At 37.7% G+C, this 17,800-nt stretch carries 18 protein-coding genes and 1 tRNA gene; 10 read left to right on the top strand and 9 right to left on the bottom strand.

What is annotated here, in order from left to right; genetic code table 11:
- Positions 1 to 31: 31 nt before the first annotated feature.
- The 8 genes from ACFO5T_RS04170 to ACFO5T_RS04205 all read left to right on the top strand — a co-directional run bounded on the left by ACFO5T_RS04170 (position 32) and on the right by ACFO5T_RS04205 (position 6,235).
- Complete coding sequence (locus ACFO5T_RS04170; RefSeq protein WP_380032305.1) at positions 32 to 1,153, top strand: 1-acyl-sn-glycerol-3-phosphate acyltransferase; 1,122 nt, start codon at positions 32 to 34, stop codon at positions 1,151 to 1,153.
- The gene (locus tag ACFO5T_RS04175) at positions 1,150 to 2,172 is read left to right on the top strand and encodes an asparaginase (protein ID WP_380032307.1); all 1,023 of its coding nucleotides are present in this window, start codon (positions 1,150 to 1,152) and stop codon (positions 2,170 to 2,172) included. The genes ACFO5T_RS04170 and ACFO5T_RS04175 overlap by 4 nt, the downstream gene beginning before the upstream one ends.
- A 99-nt stretch (positions 2,173 to 2,271) precedes the next feature.
- Positions 2,272 to 2,356, top strand: a tRNA-Ser gene (locus ACFO5T_RS04180).
- Between the two features lie 697 nt (positions 2,357 to 3,053).
- Entirely contained in the window at positions 3,054 to 3,848 is a 795-nt protein-coding gene (locus tag ACFO5T_RS04185) for a MotA/TolQ/ExbB proton channel family protein (RefSeq protein WP_375252081.1), read from the top strand.
- Between the two features lie 31 nt (positions 3,849 to 3,879).
- Entirely contained in the window at positions 3,880 to 4,314 is a 435-nt protein-coding gene (locus ACFO5T_RS04190; protein WP_375252080.1) for a hypothetical protein, read from the top strand.
- 2 nt (positions 4,315 to 4,316) lie between these two features.
- Positions 4,317 to 4,931, top strand: a complete 615-nt coding sequence (locus ACFO5T_RS04195; protein ID WP_380032310.1) for an ExbD/TolR family protein — start codon at positions 4,317 to 4,319, stop codon at positions 4,929 to 4,931.
- A 24-nt stretch (positions 4,932 to 4,955) separates the two neighbouring features.
- Entirely contained in the window at positions 4,956 to 5,429 is a 474-nt protein-coding gene (locus ACFO5T_RS04200) for an ExbD/TolR family protein (RefSeq protein WP_375252078.1), read from the top strand.
- A 104-nt stretch (positions 5,430 to 5,533) separates the two neighbouring features.
- Positions 5,534 to 6,235 (top strand): porin family protein, encoded by a 702-nt coding sequence (locus tag ACFO5T_RS04205; RefSeq protein ID WP_380032312.1) that lies wholly within the window; start codon positions 5,534 to 5,536, stop codon positions 6,233 to 6,235.
- A 28-nt stretch (positions 6,236 to 6,263) separates the two neighbouring features.
- On the opposite strand, the gene ACFO5T_RS04210 is transcribed toward ACFO5T_RS04205, so the two are convergent.
- The 4 genes from ACFO5T_RS04210 to ACFO5T_RS04225 form a co-directional block, all read right to left on the bottom strand.
- Positions 6,264 to 6,869, bottom strand: coding sequence for a hypothetical protein (locus ACFO5T_RS04210; RefSeq protein ID WP_380032314.1), 606 nt, complete (start codon positions 6,867 to 6,869; stop codon positions 6,264 to 6,266).
- Positions 6,869 to 8,314, bottom strand: coding sequence for an RNA polymerase factor sigma-54 (gene rpoN, locus ACFO5T_RS04215; protein WP_380032316.1), 1,446 nt, complete (start codon positions 8,312 to 8,314; stop codon positions 6,869 to 6,871). Before rpoN ends, ACFO5T_RS04210 begins: the two co-directional genes overlap by 1 nt.
- A gap of 104 nt (positions 8,315 to 8,418) precedes the next feature.
- The gene (gene kdsA / locus ACFO5T_RS04220; protein WP_021778279.1) at positions 8,419 to 9,237 is read right to left on the bottom strand and encodes a 3-deoxy-8-phosphooctulonate synthase; all 819 of its coding nucleotides are present in this window, start codon (positions 9,235 to 9,237) and stop codon (positions 8,419 to 8,421) included.
- A gap of 62 nt (positions 9,238 to 9,299) precedes the next feature.
- The gene (locus ACFO5T_RS04225; protein ID WP_380032319.1) at positions 9,300 to 9,953 is read right to left on the bottom strand and encodes a flavin reductase family protein; all 654 of its coding nucleotides are present in this window, start codon (positions 9,951 to 9,953) and stop codon (positions 9,300 to 9,302) included.
- A gap of 16 nt (positions 9,954 to 9,969) precedes the next feature.
- Here ACFO5T_RS04225 and ACFO5T_RS04230 point away from each other — a divergent pair, with 16 nt between their 5' ends.
- Entirely contained in the window at positions 9,970 to 10,773 is an 804-nt protein-coding gene (locus ACFO5T_RS04230) for a class I SAM-dependent methyltransferase (protein WP_380032321.1), read from the top strand.
- Here ACFO5T_RS04230 and msrA read toward each other — a convergent pair.
- The 3 genes from msrA to ACFO5T_RS04245 form a co-directional block, all read right to left on the bottom strand.
- On the bottom strand, positions 10,770 to 11,426 hold the full coding sequence (gene msrA / locus ACFO5T_RS04235) for a peptide-methionine (S)-S-oxide reductase MsrA (RefSeq protein WP_035325370.1): 657 nt from the start codon (positions 11,424 to 11,426) through the stop codon (positions 10,770 to 10,772). The two genes, ACFO5T_RS04230 and msrA, sit on opposite strands and share 4 nt — an antisense overlap.
- 146 nt (positions 11,427 to 11,572) lie before the next feature.
- Positions 11,573 to 12,352: a zinc ribbon domain-containing protein gene (locus tag ACFO5T_RS04240; protein ID WP_380032323.1), complete on the bottom strand. Its 780-nt coding sequence runs from the start codon at positions 12,350 to 12,352 to the stop codon at positions 11,573 to 11,575.
- A 3-nt stretch (positions 12,353 to 12,355) separates the two neighbouring features.
- On the bottom strand, positions 12,356 to 13,450 hold the full coding sequence (locus ACFO5T_RS04245; protein ID WP_380032325.1) for a Nif3-like dinuclear metal center hexameric protein: 1,095 nt from the start codon (positions 13,448 to 13,450) through the stop codon (positions 12,356 to 12,358).
- Positions 13,451 to 13,483: 33 nt separating this feature from the next.
- On the opposite strand from ACFO5T_RS04245, the gene lpxK reads away from it, so the two are divergent.
- Entirely contained in the window at positions 13,484 to 14,503 is a 1,020-nt protein-coding gene (lpxK, locus tag ACFO5T_RS04250; RefSeq protein ID WP_380032327.1) for a tetraacyldisaccharide 4'-kinase, read from the top strand.
- Positions 14,504 to 14,539: 36 nt separating this feature from the next.
- Here the strand turns inward: lpxK and ACFO5T_RS04255 are convergent, their stop codons facing one another.
- Together ACFO5T_RS04255 and gap are read right to left on the bottom strand one after the other, a co-directional pair.
- A complete protein-coding gene (locus ACFO5T_RS04255) occupies positions 14,540 to 16,759 on the bottom strand; it encodes a response regulator (protein ID WP_380032329.1) in 2,220 nt (739 codons plus the stop codon).
- Positions 16,760 to 16,797: 38 nt separating this feature from the next.
- On the bottom strand, positions 16,798 to 17,799 hold the full coding sequence (gap, locus tag ACFO5T_RS04260) for a type I glyceraldehyde-3-phosphate dehydrogenase (protein WP_380032331.1): 1,002 nt from the start codon (positions 17,797 to 17,799) through the stop codon (positions 16,798 to 16,800).
- Position 17,800 lies beyond the last annotated feature (1 nt).

Genomic DNA, 17,800 nt, shown 5'->3' on the forward strand with positions numbered 1-17,800 from the left:
TGTTCTTTTGTGGGGACCAATCCAAACTAAATTGAACAGATACGATCACATACGCCCATACCACGACCAGGAGGTTAATGAGGCACTTTTAAGAGCAGCCAGACACCCTATGTTTAGAGTGTTGTTACAATTTACATTTCCAGATTTCTCGCAAGAGCAAATTCTAGAAGTGCTTAAAACGTGTCACTCTATTGCAGATTTTCAAGAGAATGTGATTTATAAGTCTGTGAGTAACCTACTTGACAAAAGCTCTGAAGGGTTTACTCAAAGTGGTTTTAGTACGCTTTCGCGAAAGCAATCTTATCTCTATTTATCAAATCATCGTGATATTGTCTTAGATACGTCGTTGCTCAATATGACGCTTATAGATCATAAACTTATCACCACAGCCTCTGCTATAGGTGATAATCTGGTGCAAAAAGATTTCTTAATGGAGTTGTCTAAGCTTAATAGAAACTTTTTAGTCTTAAGAGATCAATCTCCTAGGGAATTGCTTATGAGTTCTAAGCTGCTTTCTAATTATATTAAATTTTTACTACAGTCTAATAGATCTGTATGGGTAGCACAGCGAGAGGGAAGAACAAAAGATGGTCTTGATAAAACGCAGCAGGGTGTTCTTAAAATGATTACGATGGCTCGTGGTAAGACACCGCTTATGACTTACCTACGAGAGTTGAGCGTCATAGGTGTGGCAATATCTTATGAGTATGATCCTACAGATATATTAAAAGTGCCAGAAATTGTTGCGAAAAGAGAGAACCTACCTTACATAAAAACGGCAAATGAAGATTTTAACAGCATACTTAAAGGAGCGCTAGGCAATAAACGAAACATTCACATCGCCGCATCACCGTTACCAGAAAAGGTGTATGATGATATTGAAGACAAATATGATAGTGACAATGAGAAGTTACAAGCCTTTGCTAGTGAGTTAGATAAAGTAATATGGAAGAATTATAAGCTCTGGCCTACAAACTACATCGCTTATGATCTCTATCATAAAACAGATAAGTATAATGACAAATATGATACTAAGGAACTGCGTCATTTTGAGCGTAGACTAGAAGTACGTGTTGATTTGTCTAAGCAAATGGAAGTAGACAGCTTCTTATTAATGTATGCAAACCCCGTATTGCAAGCCGAAAAGTTATGAGTAAAGCAAAAATCCTTTTAATATACACTGGTGGTACCATAGGTATGATTAAAGACTATGAGACGGGAGCGCTCAAAGCCTTTGATTTTGATGAGCTACTAGATAAAATACCAGAGCTACGTTTGCTGGATTGTGAGATAAGCACCGCCTCTTTTGAGACCGTAATAGACTCGTCTAATATGAATCCTGCATACTGGAATCAATTATGTGATTTTATAGAGCAAGGTTATGATGCATATGATGGCTTTGTAGTCTTGCACGGGAGTGACACGATGAGTTATAGCGCATCTGCAGTGAGTTTTATGCTAGAGAATTTAAGTAAACCCGTTGTATTTACAGGTTCGCAGTTACCTATAGGAGACCTACGCACAGATGCAAAAGAGAATCTTATAACCGCCGTACAAGTAGCTGCCTTAAGAAAAAGGAATAGGCCGCTCATAGCCGAAGTGTGCTTGTATTTTGAGTATAAGCTTTACAGGGCAAACCGCACATCAAAAATAAGTGCAGAAAATTTTGAGGCCTTCACTTCGCCTAACCACCCAGAGCTTTTAACCTCAGGTGTGCATCTCACAATTAATGAAGACGCTCTCTGGAAACCTAATAAAAAGCAACTCAAGGTTCATAAAAAGCTAGTTACAGAAGTCTTACTACTTAAGATATATCCAGGTATCTCACAGTGCCTTGTAGAAGCAATGCTCAATGTGCCTTGCGTGCGAGGTGTGGTGTTAGAAACTTTTGGAGCTGGAAATACTACAACAGAGCAGTGGTTTATAGATGCACTTAAGGCAACTATAAAGAGGGGAGTGCCTGTAGTAAATGTGACACAATGTATCTCAGGCAGTGTTCATATGGGTAATTATGAAACCAGCGTAGCCCTTAAAAAAATGGGAGTTATTAACGGAGGCGATATCACCTCTGAAGCCGCAATAGCAAAAATGATGTATCTCTTAGGACAAAATTTAGGGCCTAAAGTTTTCAAAACAGTTTTTGAAACATCACTGCGTGGGGAGATGTCATAATTATGAACTAAACCTTGAGTGCTCCGAGGTTTTTTTGTTAATTCGCACTCCTTAATATATAGCGATTGTTTTTAGTACGCTTTCGCGAAAATTAATAATAGAAAGGTGGCCGAGTGGCTTAAGGCGCACGCTTGGAAAGCGTGTATACGGAAACGTATCGAGGGTTCGAATCCCTTCCTTTCTGCAATAACCTCTTGAATCCCTTTGTTTATGGGGGTTTTTTATTTGAGGGGGCATAAAAAGGGGCATAAAAAATAACTTGTAACTCAAAAAAGACTAGCTTGATTAAATTGGTCGTTAAAGGCACTTACATTTTCCTAAGTTTTAAATTACTTTGTTAGAGGTGGGCTGTCTAACGATTATAGTGCAATTGCATTACCTTAATATGTAGCAATGTTGTATTTGTCTCATAACATATTAAAATACCCTGGGTTGAAGTCTTTGGTGTTGAATCTTAGCCCTATAATATTTTAACAGAATTGTCTAACAGGGTTTCTTTGTTTTGGAGTGGGGTAGGAGCTAGGTTGATTAGTTATCACCATTAACATATTACTAAACTGTTAATTAATAAAGCAATACAACTGGCGTTTGTTAAAATGTTGATTGCTTCTAGTAAAAAAATAGCTTGCTATGCTAATATTCCCCTTTTACTTTGCTATACTTGCTGATTCTACGAGTAATATACTTGGGTTATTACTTGTACTAAGCTTTGTGAAGTAAATATTTGGTATCTGTTTTACACATTCACTGTATGATTTAGTAATTACATACTAAATTAATTGTAAATAAAATAAGACGATGCTTTTCTATATTTGTTACACATAATCTAATTAATTACTATATTTAACCCTTTACTAATTTAAACTTTAAGATCAAGAGCAATGAAAAAATTATTCTCTATCATGGCAGTTGCCGCTGTAGTAGTGTTAAGCACATTTACCGCTAACGCAAGCAACGCACAAACAACACTTCCAGTACAGATTCAACAAATAGTTGCAAATGTAGATGCTGGTTCTTCTTTTCAAGATGACGCAGCAGCAGAGGAACTTTCTTTTACACAAGATTTGAAAAAACGATTTATAGAAGGAGGTCCTGGATTTATGGGAATTGTACTTTTATGTTTAATATTAGGTCTTGCAATTGCAATTGAGCGTATTATATATTTAAACTTAGCCTCTACTAACACAAAGAAACTTCAACAAGAAGTAGAAGATGCGCTTAACAGTGGTGGTGTAGAAGCAGCAAAAGAGGTATGTCGTAACACAAAAGGACCAGTAGCATCTATATACTACCAAGGTCTTGATAGAGTAGACGAAGGTCTTGACTCTGCTGAGAAAGCTGTTGTAGCTTACGGAGGTGTTCAAATGGGACAACTTGAGAAAAATGTATCTTGGGTGTCATTATTTATCGCTCTTGCACCTATGCTTGGGTTTATGGGTACGGTAATCGGGATGATTCAAGCCTTTGATAAAATTGAAGCAGCTGGAGATATGAACCCTGCACTTGTTGCCGGAGGTATTAAAGTAGCACTTCTTACAACAGTATTTGGACTGATTGTGGCTATTATTCTTCAAATATTCTATAACTATATTATTGCAAAAATTGACAGTATCGTAAACGATATGGAAGATGCATCTATCACATTGATGGATATGCTTGTACGTTACAAGAAGTAATATATAGTAATCTTAAAAATTCATACATATTATGGGATTACATAAAATTTTAAAATTCATTGTAGCTATCGTAGGTATTGCAGCATTAGTTGTTGCAGGTATGGTATGGGCAAACAATGATGCCATCGTAGGTGGTGATTCACAGAACCTTGTTGATATTATGATCCTCCTTGCGTGGGTGGTAATTGGTATCGCTTTAGTACTCGTAGTAATCTTTGTTCTCAAAGGTCTATTCTCGGGTAATGCAAAAAATACACTTGTAGGAGCAGGAGCTTTCTTACTTATTGTTGCAATTTCTTATTTCGCTGCAAGCGGAGCAGAAGAAGTGCCAATGAAAGACGGAGAAGTTCTTTCTGCGAGTGGTTCACAGTGGGTAAGTGCTGGTATCAATGCATTCTTTATTCTTGCAGCAATTGCAATTATACTTATGCTAGTATCAGGAGCTAAGAAACTTGTAAATAAATAATTATGGCTAGGAGAAATGCACCAGAAATTAATGCAGGGTCTATGGCAGACATCGCATTCTTACTACTTATCTTCTTCTTGGTAACAACTACCATTGAGAAAGATAGAGGTTTAGTAAGAGCGCTACCGCCAGAGCAGCCTGAAAATGTGGAGCCTCCTATCATTAAAGAAAAAAACCTTTTTGTAGTTATCGTAAATAAAAACGATGAACTCTTGGTAGAAGATAAGCCTATGGAGATGAAAGATCTTCAAGAGGCAGCTATCGCCTTCTTAGATAATGGAGGAGTGCCGAAGGGGCAAGAAGGGTATTGTGATTACTGTCAAGGAGAGCGTGACCCTAGTTCGTCAGACTTTCCAGACAAGGCTATTGTAACAGTAAAAAATGACCGTGAGACTTCTTACGAGACATATATTACAGTGCAAAACGAGCTTGTAGGAGCATACAATTTCTTACGTGATAGAGAGTCACAACGTCTATATGGCTGGAAATTTACAGAAGTAAAGAAAGCTATAGACGAAGGAGTTTATAAAGGAAACGAAGAGAGTGCAAAGGAAAAACTTGATATTATCAAGAAAATGTACCCTCAGAAACTTTCTGAGATAGATCCTCAATCATAAGTAGAATCATAAAATAAAAGTATTATGTCAAAATTTAGAAAAGGTGGAGCCAAAGAAGTGCCGGCGGTAAACACAGCTTCCCTACCAGATATTGTATTTATGTTATTATTCTTCTTTATGGTGGCAACAGTTTTACGTAAAAATGACGTAAAAGTAGCGCAGATTTTACCAGCGGCAGATCAAACAGAGAAGCTACAGAAGGACAGAAGTGTATACATCTTCGGAGGGAAACCTGGAGAAGGGTATAAGCAATTCGGTACGGAAGGTAAAATCCAAATAGGAGACAAATTCGTAAATATAAACGAAGTACAGCCTGCTATTCTTGAAGAACGTGAGAAGCTTAGAGATGAGCTTAAAGATAGAGTAATGGTAGCCTTTAAAGTAGATAAGGAAACTAACTCTGGTCTTGTATATGACGTAAAGCAAGAACTAAGACAAGCTAATATGTTAAAAGTGATTTACATCACTACTCAAACTGAAGACGCTGTAACCCAGTAGTCTATAGTTAAATTAGTAAAAAAACACCTTGAGGTAACTTAAGGTGTTTTTTTATGCAATTTTGCCAGCGGCAATTCTGTTATATTTGTAATAAACTATTATTCTTGAAGTATCTCCTTTATATCTTTATAGGTCTAAGTACAATTGCAACGCTTGCACAAGATATTGATGTGCCAGACACTCCGGTTGTAGATTCTTTATATAGGGAAGACCAAGTGTATGTAGGTATAACTTTTAATTTACTAAGTAACAAGCCTTCTGGTTTTGAGCAAAATGGTCTTAGTGCTGGTGTACAGGCTGGTGTTATAAGAGATTTCCCCTTAAATAAAAGACGTAATAAGGCTATAGGTATAGGGATTGGAATGGCCTTAGATACCTATAATCAAAATCTTCTCATTGCGGCTCCGTCTGGAAGTGAGACTTCTACATTTGCCATTGTAGACGAAAGTGTGGAGAATGTTACAAATAGATTTACTAGTTACACATTAGAAATGCCTCTAGAGTATAGGTGGAGAACATCTACTGCGACAAAGTATAGTTTTTGGCGTATACACGTAGGTATGAAGCTGGGCTATGTGCTTAGGTTTAAATCTACCTATCAAGATGATGTATTAGATGTCGCAATTAAAGATATACCTGAAATAAATAAGTTTCAATATGGTCCCTCTTTTTCTTTTGGGTATGGTGCGTTTAATTTTCAAGGATATTACGGTTTAAATACCCTGTTTAATGATGATGCATTACTCAATACGGAAGAGGTAGGCATTCAAGTAATGCGTCTTGGATTGGTTTTTTACTTTTTATAATGTTACGCTTTCGCGAAAGCGTAATTTTCTATATCCAGTAACTGTAAACCATAAATTGTGATACTGCACCTACAATAAACCCTACTACAAGCTCTGCTGGAGTATGTGCGCGCATATCTAATCTTGATGTTGCCGTTGCTCCACACGCAAAAATAAATGCTGCTATGAGTGGTAATAGATTTTTGCCAAAGTGTAAACTAAGACCTATTATATAGAATAGCACGCCAGAGAGAGCGATCATATGTAAACTCGCTTTAAATTTGAAGAGCGCTATTAAAAATGCACCGGTGCTAGCAGCGAGTATCCCTACAAAAAAGAAGTATAGCTCAGGAATCTCATATCCATCAAAAATGAGCCTAATAAGAATAAATGTAAAGAGCATTTGTAATAAAAGAGGCCACCTTCGTTCTTTTACATTAGAGAGATGTATGCTTGTTACCAGTTGCAGATTTTTAAGCATAAAGTAACTCAAAATAGGAATGACAGTAGTCATAATGACTGTGGCAAAAACTTTTGAGTATAAAAATTCAGGATTGAAATATCTAGGTGAAATATAGAAGTAAAGTAACACCCCTACTAATGGCATAAAAAGCGGATGAAAAATATACGAAAAGCTACGTATGAAAAACTTCATTAAATTTGCTTTCGTAGTCTTGCTACTGGTAGTTCTAGCTGTTCTCTATATTTGGCAACCGTTCTGCGGGCTATAGGGTAACCTTTTTCTTTAAGAATGCCGGCAAGCTTATCATCTGTGAGTGGCTTGCGCTTATCTTCCTCTTCGATAACCGTTTCAAGTATTTTTTTAATCTCGCGTGTAGATACTTCTTCACCTTGATCATTAGTCATACTTTCAGAAAAGAAGTTTTTAATGAGTTTTGTTCCGTAAGGTGTGTCTACATACTTACTGTTTGCTACACGTGATACCGTAGAGACGTCCATACCTATCTCTGAGGCTATATCCTTGAGAATCATAGGGCGTAGATTGCGCTCATCACCAGTCAAAAAGTATTTTTTCTGGTAATTCATTATGGAACTCATTGTCACAAATAAGGTCTGCTGGCGTTGTATAATGGCTTCTATAAACCACTTTGCAGCATCAAGTTTTTGCTTTATAAAAAGCACAGCATCTTTTTGTGCTTTTGTGCGCTCTTTAGATTCTTTATACCCTTTAAGCATATTGCTATAATCTCTAGAGATTTTAAGCTCTGGAGCATTACGGCCATTGAGAGATAGCTCAAGTTCTCCATCTACAATTCTTATTGTAAAATCTGGGACTACGTGCTCTACTATTTTTGTGTTGCTCGAGTAAGATCCGCCTGGTCTCGGGTTAAGGTGTTCTATCTCGTGTATGGCGTCTTTAAGTTCTTCTTCTGTGATATGGAACTTAGCCATTAACTTTTTGTAATGCTTCTTGCTAAAATGGTCAAAAGACTTCTCAAGTATTTCTATGGCTAGTGAGATAGACTTTGTAGGAGTTTTTCTGTCTAGTTGTAGTACAAGGCACTCTTGAAGATTGCGCGCTCCTACGCCTGCAGGGTCAAGATCTTGTACTTTAAAAAGCATTTTTTCTATAGTCTCTTCTGTGGTGTAAATGTTTTGGGTAAATGCTAGGTCATCCATCAGATCTAATATGGGACGCCTTAAATATCCAGCTTCATCTAGTGAGCCTATAATAAACTCTGCAACGCTACGCTCCTCTGGTGAGATACGCATCGTGTTGAGTTGGGTTTTTAGGTATTGGTTAAAAGATGTTCCTGAGGCATAGGGTACTTGTTTATCCTCATCATCTGCACTGTAATTATTTGCGCTTAGGCGATACTCTGGTATCTCATCATCACTGAGATAATCATCTACATTAATTTCTACCTCTGGTGCTTCGTCAAAATCATCTGTGTTGTCAAACTCTTCAAAGTCATCTTGAACCTCTTCTTTACCACTATCTAGGGCAGGGTTTTCTTCTAGCTCTTGCTTTATTTTTTGCTCAAACGCTTGCGTAGGAAGCTGGATGAGCTTCATAAGCTGTATTTGCTGTGGAGATAGCTTTTGAGAAAGTTTAAAATTGAGCTGTTGTTTTAACATATGAAACGAAGTTACAAAAAAGGAGTAGATGTAGTTGCGAAATATTTGTTAAGCAAGATACGTGCCCTTTATTGTTTATAGCAATCTAAATTTATGTCTTATAATTATAAGCTCGTGATTGTTTTTCTAATCGCGACAAGGTTAGAAAGCAATCGCTCTAGGTGAGCGAGATCAAGCATATTTGCCCCATCACTCTTTGCATTTGCCGGGTCAAAATGAGTTTCTATAAATAATCCGTCTACATTATTTACAATACCTGCTCTGGCAATAGTTTCTATCATATCTGGTCTTCCTCCCGTAACGCCACTAGACTGGTTAGGTTGCTGTAATGAGTGTGTCACATCTAGCACGGTAGGAGCAAATGAGCGCATCGTAGGGATGCCTCTAAAGTCTACAATCATATCTTGATAGCCAAACATTGTACCTCTATCTGTAATCCAGGCGTTTTCATTACCGCTATCGTGCACCTTGCGCACGGCGTGTTGCATAGCCTCTGGAGACATAAACTGCCCTTTTTTGAGGTTTACTACTTTACCTGTTTCTGCCGCGGCAACGACTAGCGATGTCTGGCGAACTAAAAATGCAGGGATCTGAAGTACATCTACATACTGTGCAGCGAGTGCAGCATCAGAGCTTTCGTGAATGTCTGTGACCGTAGGAATATCAAATGCAGAAGAAACCTTTGCAAGAATCTCAAGCGCCTTCTCATCACCTATGCCCGTAAAACTGTCTATGCGACTACGGTTTGCTTTTCTAAAACTTCCTTTAAAAACGTAAGGAATAGATAACTTATCTGTAATGGTTACCACCTTTTCGGCAATGCGCATAGCCATATCTTCTCCCTCAATAGCACAAGGGCCGCAGAGTAAAAAGAAGTTATTTGCTTCTGTGTGTTTTATTTTAGGAATGCTTGATAGTTTCATAATGTGAATTTTTATGCTTTCGCGAAAGCGTAACAAAGATACTCTATACAGCCTAGTTACCTCTACTTGTCTAAAATAGATGTCGCTTTTTTATCTGGCTTTGCGTAGGTAAATCTGTCTATTATTTGAGGAGAAGTATACCCGTCTAGCCCATTTATGGCCACGCCGTCTGCCTTTTGTAAGTGCACCCAGCCATCTTCATATAAAGTCTCTTCAGGAATGGTAATATTTGTAATTGCACCTATTACGAGTATGGTGCCATTTTCTTTAATCTCGTACTCGTTTACGTACTCGCACGCAAGCTGTATGTGTGCTTCTTTTACAAAAGGAGCTTTAAAATCATCGCGATATGCTGCGGTAAGCCCCACGGCGTTATACTCAGATATGTTACTGTCATAGGCTGCAGCCGTCTGGTGTGACTGGTTTATGATATTGCTATGTATGTGATTTACGGTAAAGACTCCTGTTTCTTTTATATTGCTATACGTGTGCCTAGCTACTGTAGTAGGTCTTGTGATATAGCTCAGTAGTGGCGGGTTGCTCCCTATGTGCGTGATACTACTTATAACTGCTAGGTTTTCTATTCCCTCTGGAGAGATGGTGCCTATAAGGTTTGCACTCTTAAAACCCGTAATGCTATTAATAAAATTTGCTCTGTACCGAGAGGGCATTGCATTAATGGCTTCTTTATTAAAATGTAGTATCTTTTTCATCATTTCAAAAATACGGAATATGTCAAAAGACCATCAGAATTACTTCTCTACTAATAAAGAAACTTGGAATAAAAAGGTAGCTATACACGCAGCGAGTGACTTTTATGATATGAAGGGATTTATGTCTGGTAAAAGTTCGCTTAACTCATATGAGCTCGATGCGCTAGGAGATGTTGCGGGTAAATCACTCTTGCATTTGCAGTGCCATTTTGGACAAGATACCTTGAGCTGGGCAAGGATGGGAGCCTTGTGTACGGGTGTAGATATAAGTGATGAGGCGATTACGCTTTCGCGAAAGCTAAATAAAGAACTCAATCTATCGGCAAAATTTGTGTGTTGTAATGTACTTGATACAAATAGCTACGTACAAGAAAAATTTGATATTGTATTTACAAGTTATGGGGTGATAGGCTGGCTTCCAGATTTAAAACCGTGGGCGCAAGTTATCGCAGATCGTCTTGAGGTGGGAGGTGAGTTTTATATGGTAGAATTTCATCCCATAGTCTGGATGTTTGATTATACAAAAGCACAACCTGAGATGCGTTATGGTTATGCACAAGAAGAAGTGATTTATGAGGAGTACGAGGGTACCTATGCTCAAGAAGATGCCCAGATGGTGAGTAAAGAATATGGCTGGAATCACGGTCTAGGGGAGGTCGTGACTGCCCTAGCAGAAGCTGGCTTACAGATACAATATATGCGAGAGCACGATGGCGCTCCATATGATGTGTTGCCAGATCTTGTAAAAAATGAAAACGGTCTCTACGTGAGTAAAAACCGTTTGTATCCTTTAATTTTTGAAATTAAAGCTGTAAAAATTTAATGAGCATCATCCTTTAGTAACTCAGGAAACTTAGCTGCAAACCTTTTATATCTAGGCACAGATATGTTTTGAATGTATGGATTGTTTGGGTTGTTCTTTTCATAATCCTGGTGATATGCTTCTGCGATCCAAAATTTCTGAAAAGGAAGCACTTGCGTTACAATACGGCCGTCGTATGTAGACTCATTTAATGCCGTAATGGTATTTTCTATAATTTTCTTCTCATCTTCATTTTGGTAAAATGCAATAGATCTGTATTGTGGTCCAGCATCTGGTCCTTGTCTATTTTTTGTCGTTGGGTCTTGTGATCCAAAAAAGACATCTACCAATTGCTGATAGCTTATCACCTCCGGGTCGTAAATCACCTCTACAGCCTCTGCGTGTGTTGTTTTTCCGTAGCTTACTTGTTTGTAAGTTGGGTTGTCTTCTGTGCCTCCACTATAACCGCTTATGGCTTCATCTACACCTTTAACACTTTCAAAAACAGCTTCTACACACCAAAAGCAGCCGCTTGCAAAGTAAGCCTTGCGCATCCCGTTTTGGGTGGCAACTTCTACCGGCTCAAGCATAGCAGTGGGTTCTGCCATAGGTTTTGTGTCATAATTACAACTCAATAATGTGATAAGAGCTGTGATTGCTGCAATAATTTTCATAACGATAATTTTATTACAAAGCTATACTATAACGTGGTGCGTTATTGTTAGGGTTATGTTAATGACAGTATAGGCAGTAGGTTAAAATTGTAGCATAAAAAAAGCCTTCTGGTGAGAAGGCTTTTAAATATTATTTAAAAAGATGATTACAGCTTACTGAAAAGTGTATTCATTTTTTCAGTTTGCTCATTTGCTAGTTCGCTATCTATAAGGATACGACCAGAATGCTCATCTGTAATAATCTTCTTGCGACCTGCAATCTCTACTTGTACCTGTGGTGGTATTGTAAAATAAGATCCTCCAGAAGCTCCACGTTCTATAGGTACAATGGCAAGACCATTACGTACGCTAGATCGTATTCTCTTGTAAGCTTTTACAAGGCGCTCTTCTATGTTGTTTTCGTACTCTTCGCTTTTTGCTAGAAGTGCTTTTTCTTCTTTTTCTGTTTCAGAAAGAATAGCGTCTAGCTCACTCTTTTTGTGCTTAAGGTGTTCCCTGCGCTCGCTTAGACGTTCTTTAGTCTGAGCAATTACTTCACCTTTTTGTTCAATTTGGGCTTTAAACTCGCGTATGTTTTTTTCTGCAAGTTGAATTTCAAGTTCTTGAAACTCTACCTCTTTGCTTAATGCATTAAACTCGCGGTTGTTACGTACGTTCTTTTGCTGTTCAGAATACTTTTTGATAGCTGCTTTAGAGTCATCTATTTGTATTTTTTTAGCCTTGATAGAATCATCTACCAGTTTTAAGTCGTTCTCCAACTTCTCGATGCGCTTGTTAAGACCAGCTACTTCATCTTCAAGGTCTTCTACTTCCAAAGGAAGTTCTCCACGTACATTGCGGATCTCGTCCACACGTGAGTCAATAAGTTGTAAATCGTAAAGCGAGCGTAGTTTCTCTTCTACTGTTGCTTCTTTCTTCTTTGCCATACGTTAAAAATAGTTGATAGGATTGGTATTTTCCTCAGATAAAATGATTGCAAAAGTACTAATTTTTTCTGTAAGATGGTCGGCAATTAAGTTTTTCGTAAAGCGTTCACTCTCATAATGTCCCACATCGCACAGTAAGATTTTATTTTCAGCTTGATAATAGTCGTGGTATTTTAGATCTGCAGTGATAAGTGCATCTGCTCCTTGAGCCTTTGCAGCTCCTATGGCAAATGCCCCACTGCCACCTAAAACGGCTACTCTTTTTATAGCTTTACCTCTTAAGGCAGAATGTCGTATACCTCCTGTTTTAAACGTTGCTTTTACGTAAGAGAGAAAGCCACCTTCTGGCATTGCAGTCTCCAGTTCACCTATCATACCCATTCCCACATTTTGTAGTCTGTTTTCTAGTTGTGTAATCTCATAAGCCACTTCCTCATATGGGTGATGTGTAAAAAGTGTCTTGAGGACCTTAGACTGTAAGTGCTTTTCAAACGTAATATTTATTTGAGTTTCTTCTTCTGTGTGGCGCATACCAGCCGTTCCTATAACCGGGTTAGACTTGTCATTGCCCTTAAAAGTTCCCTTCCCTTCTAGTTGAAAATTACACTCCTCATAATTGCCTATGCTACCCGCACCGGTGCTAAATAAAGCTTCAGCGAGTGCTTGTGCATTTTTATGAGGGACATAGGTGGTTAGTTTTAAAATGTGATTCCTTTTAGGGCTTAGTATTTTGACATTCTGTAAGCCCAGTGCTTTGCACATACCATAATTTACACCGTGAGCCACATTATCTAGAGCCGTGTGAATTGCAAAAATTGCAATATCATTCTTAATCGCTTTTTGAACCACCCGTTGCACATAGTTACCACCCGTAATTTTTTTTAAACCAGAAAATATGATGGGGTGAAAACATACAATTAGATTACAATCTTTTGCAACAGCCTCATCAACCACATTTTCTAATGCGTCGTGTGAGACTAATATATTGCTCACCTGCTGGTTATAATCACCCACAAGTAAACCTACGTTGTCAAAATCTTCGGCATAGGCTAGGGGAGCCCACTCATTTAATATATTACTTACCTCTTTTACTGTCATAATCGTAAAGATAAAAAATGATACCTTCGTTTTATGAGAAAACTACGTCTCTTATTATTTCCTTTTGCGGGAGTATATTATTTGGTTACGCTTACGCGAAATAAACTCTTTAATGCGGGTATTTTATCTTCAAAAAAGTATGACCTTCCCGTTATTTGCATAGGTAATTTAAGCGTAGGTGGTACAGGTAAATCCCCAATGACTGAGTATGTCATAAGGCTACTGCAAGCCCATAAACGTGTTGCAACCCTGAGTCGAGGTTATGGACGTACTACAAAGGGGTATAGAGATGTCTTACCTACAAGCCTAGCGACAGAGGTAGGGGATGAGCCATTACAGTTTGCTCAAAAATTTGATGCTATTCAAGTGGCCGTTTGTGAAGATAGACAGGTCGGTATCTCAAGGTTATTAGGTAAGGAAAATATGCCAGAAGTCATACTTCTAGACGATGCGTACCAGCATAGAAAGGTAACTCCAGGATTCTCTATTTTATTAACTGCCTACGGTGATTTGTATAGTAATGATTATTTATTGCCTGCAGGTAATTTGAGAGAGCCTAGATCTGGCGCAAGTAGAGCAGATGTGGTTGTGGTTACAAAGTGCCCCTCACAACTAAGTAAGGTCGAGCAAGAAAATATAATACGAGAACTAAAAACTACAGCAGCCCAAGAAGTATTTTTTACAAAAATAGCTTATGACGATTGTGTTTATGGAGCAAATGGCAATGTGCAGTTACATAGTTTAAAAGTGCATAACGTAACTCTGGTTACAGGTATTGCAAACCCTGAGCCTTTAGTAAATTACTTAACAAGCGATGGCTTGTCTTTTAATCATAAGTCATATGGTGATCATCATAATTTTTCTGCTTCAGAGATTGTTGAGCTAGAAAAACTAGATTGTATCCTCACCACAGAAAAGGATTATGTAAGGCTACGCCCATTACTTACAATGAGACATTTATATTACTTACCTATAAAAGTGGCATTTTTAAATCATAGTGAAAACTTTGACAGACGCATTACCCATTTTATAAATGCGTATAATGTGAAGTAAATAGTTTCTGTTACGCTTTCGCGAAAGCGTAAAAAACTAGTTTAATACTTTACTGTTTCTAAGGCCGTTGTGTATTTTCTGGAAGAACTCTTCGACCTTATACGGTTTAGGTATAATATCATTAAAACCTACTGCATAAAATTCGTCAATATTTTCATCTATAGTAACAGCGGTGAGAGCTAGAATAGGAATTTCTTTATTGAACTCGCGTATTTGTTCTGTCGCCTCCATACCGCTTATGCCTGGCATATGGATGTCCATAAGGATGAGGTCGTATTTTTTTGTTCTTGTCTTTTCCACAGCAATCTCACCATTATCTGCAGTATCACAAGTCATCTTGTTTTTTTCAAGAATCTTACGAGTAATCATCTGGTTAATCTTGTTGTCTTCTACCACAAGAATATGACGATTTTCTAGTGCGACATAATCAATGTCATAAATAATATTATGAGGATTGTCTTCACCAGGTAATGCCTGCGTTAGATTGTATTTAAGGTCAAACTTGAAGGTTGTTCCTTTTCCTAACGTACTGTCTAGAGATATTTTACTATTAAGTAAGTCTAATAGATTTTTTACAATGGATAGTCCTAATCCGGTACCCCCAAATTTTCTGTTTATTGCTACAGAACCTTGAGTGAAGTTTTGGAAAATGGTCTTTTGTTTCTTTTTTGAGATTCCTTCACCATTATCTTCTATCTCAAAATGTAATCTTATGTCTGCCTCGCCTTGCGCTATTTTTTGAACGCGTATCCACACATCACCATCTCTCGTAAACTTGATAGCATTACCTACAAGATTTATAAGTATTTGTGATATCATAAGAGGGTCTCCTAGTACCTCAAGAGGTATATCTTCATCTATTTCTAGGTGTAATTTGTTACCTTTATCTCTAGCAGACTTTCCTAATGCAAAAAGTACATCTTCAATACGCTTCTTGAGATTAAAGCTCGTTTCTTCTACCTCTACTTTGTTTGCTTCTAGTTTATTAAGGTCTAGTATGTTATTTATGAGTGAGAGTAAGTACTCTCCAGAAAACTTGAGCGAGTCCAGATGCTTTTTTTGCTCGTCTGTAGGGTTTTCTGATAAAAGTAGGTGTGTGAGCCCTGTTACTGCATACATAGGTGTGCGCAGCTCGTGGGTAATGGTAGATAAAAATTGTGCTTTTACTGTAGATGCTTTTTCGGCATTATCTCTAGCAATAACAAGCTCAACATTTTTTGCCTGTAAGAGTTCATTTGCTTTTGCCCTTAAATTGTTGTTTTTATAAAGCGATAATGTAAGTAAGGCTAGAATAGAACACAGTGCAATACTAAGCACTAGTGTTAATCGCATTGCTTTTGAGTTTCGATCTTTTTCAATAAGGACATCTTTTTCAAGTTGAGTAACCATTGCATCTAGTTCCTCATTTGGTCCATTAGGCAATACTTGACTTGGAGCTCTTAAATCGGTGTCATCTTTTGATGCATAGTACATCGTAAGATAATCATTTGCTTCTTTGTAATTTCCTCTAGCTTGTGCTATGAGATGTTTTGTCTTGTATAATGTATTTGTGATGTTAGGAAGATCTTTGCCGTTTGCAAAGCCCTCTATTTCTAGCAAGGTTTCATCTGCTTCCTCTAGTCTTCCTACTGTGGCAAGGCTTACAGACTTATTAGCAAGTGATTGTGTTTTTAAGTATGCATTATTTGCTTGAGATGCGAGTGTGATACTTTGGTCATATGCTTGTATTGCATCTATATGATTGCTGCTTGATTGTAATATAGTACCTCTTAAGTTATACAGTTGTGATTTTAAATCATCGCGACTGCTATCTTCGAGTATCGATAGTCCTTTTGTAATGTTGTTATTAGCTTCTCGTTGGTCTCCATCTACAAGCGATAGTTGAGTGGCGGTAATATAACTTTGCCCTAAAAGATCTGGACTATTTGCTTCTTTTTGTGCTTTAAGAGCTTTTTTATTTTCTCTTTTTGCACTCTCGTAGTCATTAAGTTCAAAATATAATTTTGCTAGTGTTCCTGATGTTAAGCCCACTCTTTTAGTATGACCTATATCTGTTGCAAGATCTCTAGAGTAGTTTAAAATATCTATGGCTTGCGTGTAATCACTTTCAGAAACAGCTATAACCGCTCTATTAAGAAGCGAGTCTATCTTATTATTTACAAGTGTTTCCTCAATAGTTTCCCTTTTTTGGGCAACACTTATCATAGGATAAGTAAGGAGTAGTGCAAAAAAGAAACGTACTAAGAGTACATTCACATTCATAGTTTTTATCTAAAATCTTTGTGCAAGATAAATTATTTTGTAGAAATGTATAGAATTAAGTCAACTAATCTGCTAGAATATCCCATTTCATTATCGTACCAACCTATAATTTTTACCATTTTTCCTATTACAGATGTCATTTGAGCGTCAAAAGTGCAAGAGCTTGTGTTGCCCACTATATCTATAGATACTATAGGGTCTTCTGTGTATGATAAGATACCATTAAGTCTACCATTTGCCGCTGTCTTCATAGCATCATTAATTTCTTTAATAGTGGTATCTCTTTTTACATTAAAAGTGATATCTGTAAGTGATCCATTAGGTACAGGTACACGTATACCACAACCACCTATTACGTCAGATAGATGTGGGAAGATACTCGTAAGTGCTTTTGCAGCTCCCGTAGTAGTGGGTACAATACTTTGTCCTGCTGCGCGAGCTCTCCTCAAATCTCTATGGGGTTGATCGTGTAAACTTTGATCTGTTGTGTAAGAGTGTATTGTAGTGATATAAGCCTGCTCTACACCGCATAAATCATCTATAATTTGCACCATAGGTGCTGCATTATTTGTAGTACAAGAAGCGTTAGAAATAATAGTATCAGTACTAGTAATTTCTGTGTGATTAACCCCCATAACGATCATAGGGATGTCTTCGTCTACCGGAGGAACGCTTAAAATAACACGAGCTGCACCAGCAGCGATGTGTTTTTTAAGCTCGTCTTTAGTTTTAAACTTACCTGTGCTTTCGATTACAAAATCTGGAGCAGTATCTCCCCAAGGAATTTCTGAAATTTCTTTTTTACAATAAAGAGGGATGTCCTTATCGTTAATTACTATAGAAGATTCTCCGGCGCTTATTTCCTTGTGCAAAACACCGTGTATGCTGTCATACTTAAGGAGGTGAGAAAGCGTTTTTGCATCTGCAATATCATTTATGGCAACAACCTCCATATCGGGATGCTGCTCTATGAGCCTAAAAACAGTTCTTCCTATACGTCCAAAACCGTTTATAGCAATTTTAAGTCTCGACATA

Source organism: Dokdonia genika (assembly GCF_042652845.1).
GTDB lineage: Bacteria > Bacteroidota > Bacteroidia > Flavobacteriales > Flavobacteriaceae > Dokdonia > Dokdonia donghaensis.

Coding starts and splice junctions, on each gene's coding strand:
- ACFO5T_RS04175 (WP_380032307.1), top strand. CDS start 1,150: ATGAGTAAAGCAAAAATCCTTTTAATATACACTGGTGGTACCATAGGT.
- ACFO5T_RS04185 (WP_375252081.1), top strand. CDS start 3,054: ATGAAAAAATTATTCTCTATCATGGCAGTTGCCGCTGTAGTAGTGTTA.
- ACFO5T_RS04190 (WP_375252080.1), top strand. CDS start 3,880: ATGGGATTACATAAAATTTTAAAATTCATTGTAGCTATCGTAGGTATT.
- ACFO5T_RS04195 (WP_380032310.1), top strand. CDS start 4,317: ATGGCTAGGAGAAATGCACCAGAAATTAATGCAGGGTCTATGGCAGAC.
- ACFO5T_RS04200 (WP_375252078.1), top strand. CDS start 4,956: ATGTCAAAATTTAGAAAAGGTGGAGCCAAAGAAGTGCCGGCGGTAAAC.
- ACFO5T_RS04210 (WP_380032314.1), bottom strand. CDS start 6,869: ATGAAGTTTTTCATACGTAGCTTTTCGTATATTTTTCATCCGCTTTTT.
- rpoN (WP_380032316.1), bottom strand. CDS start 8,314: ATGTTAAAACAACAGCTCAATTTTAAACTTTCTCAAAAGCTATCTCCA.
- kdsA (WP_021778279.1), bottom strand. CDS start 9,237: ATGAAACTATCAAGCATTCCTAAAATAAAACACACAGAAGCAAATAAC.
- ACFO5T_RS04225 (WP_380032319.1), bottom strand. CDS start 9,953: ATGATGAAAAAGATACTACATTTTAATAAAGAAGCCATTAATGCAATG.
- ACFO5T_RS04230 (WP_380032321.1), top strand. CDS start 9,970: ATGTCAAAAGACCATCAGAATTACTTCTCTACTAATAAAGAAACTTGG.
- msrA (WP_035325370.1), bottom strand. CDS start 11,426: ATGAAAATTATTGCAGCAATCACAGCTCTTATCACATTATTGAGTTGT.
- ACFO5T_RS04240 (WP_380032323.1), bottom strand. CDS start 12,352: ATGGCAAAGAAGAAAGAAGCAACAGTAGAAGAGAAACTACGCTCGCTT.
- ACFO5T_RS04245 (WP_380032325.1), bottom strand. CDS start 13,450: ATGACAGTAAAAGAGGTAAGTAATATATTAAATGAGTGGGCTCCCCTA.
- lpxK (WP_380032327.1), top strand. CDS start 13,484: ATGAGAAAACTACGTCTCTTATTATTTCCTTTTGCGGGAGTATATTAT.
- gap (WP_380032331.1), bottom strand. CDS start 17,799: ATGTCGAGACTTAAAATTGCTATAAACGGTTTTGGACGTATAGGAAGA.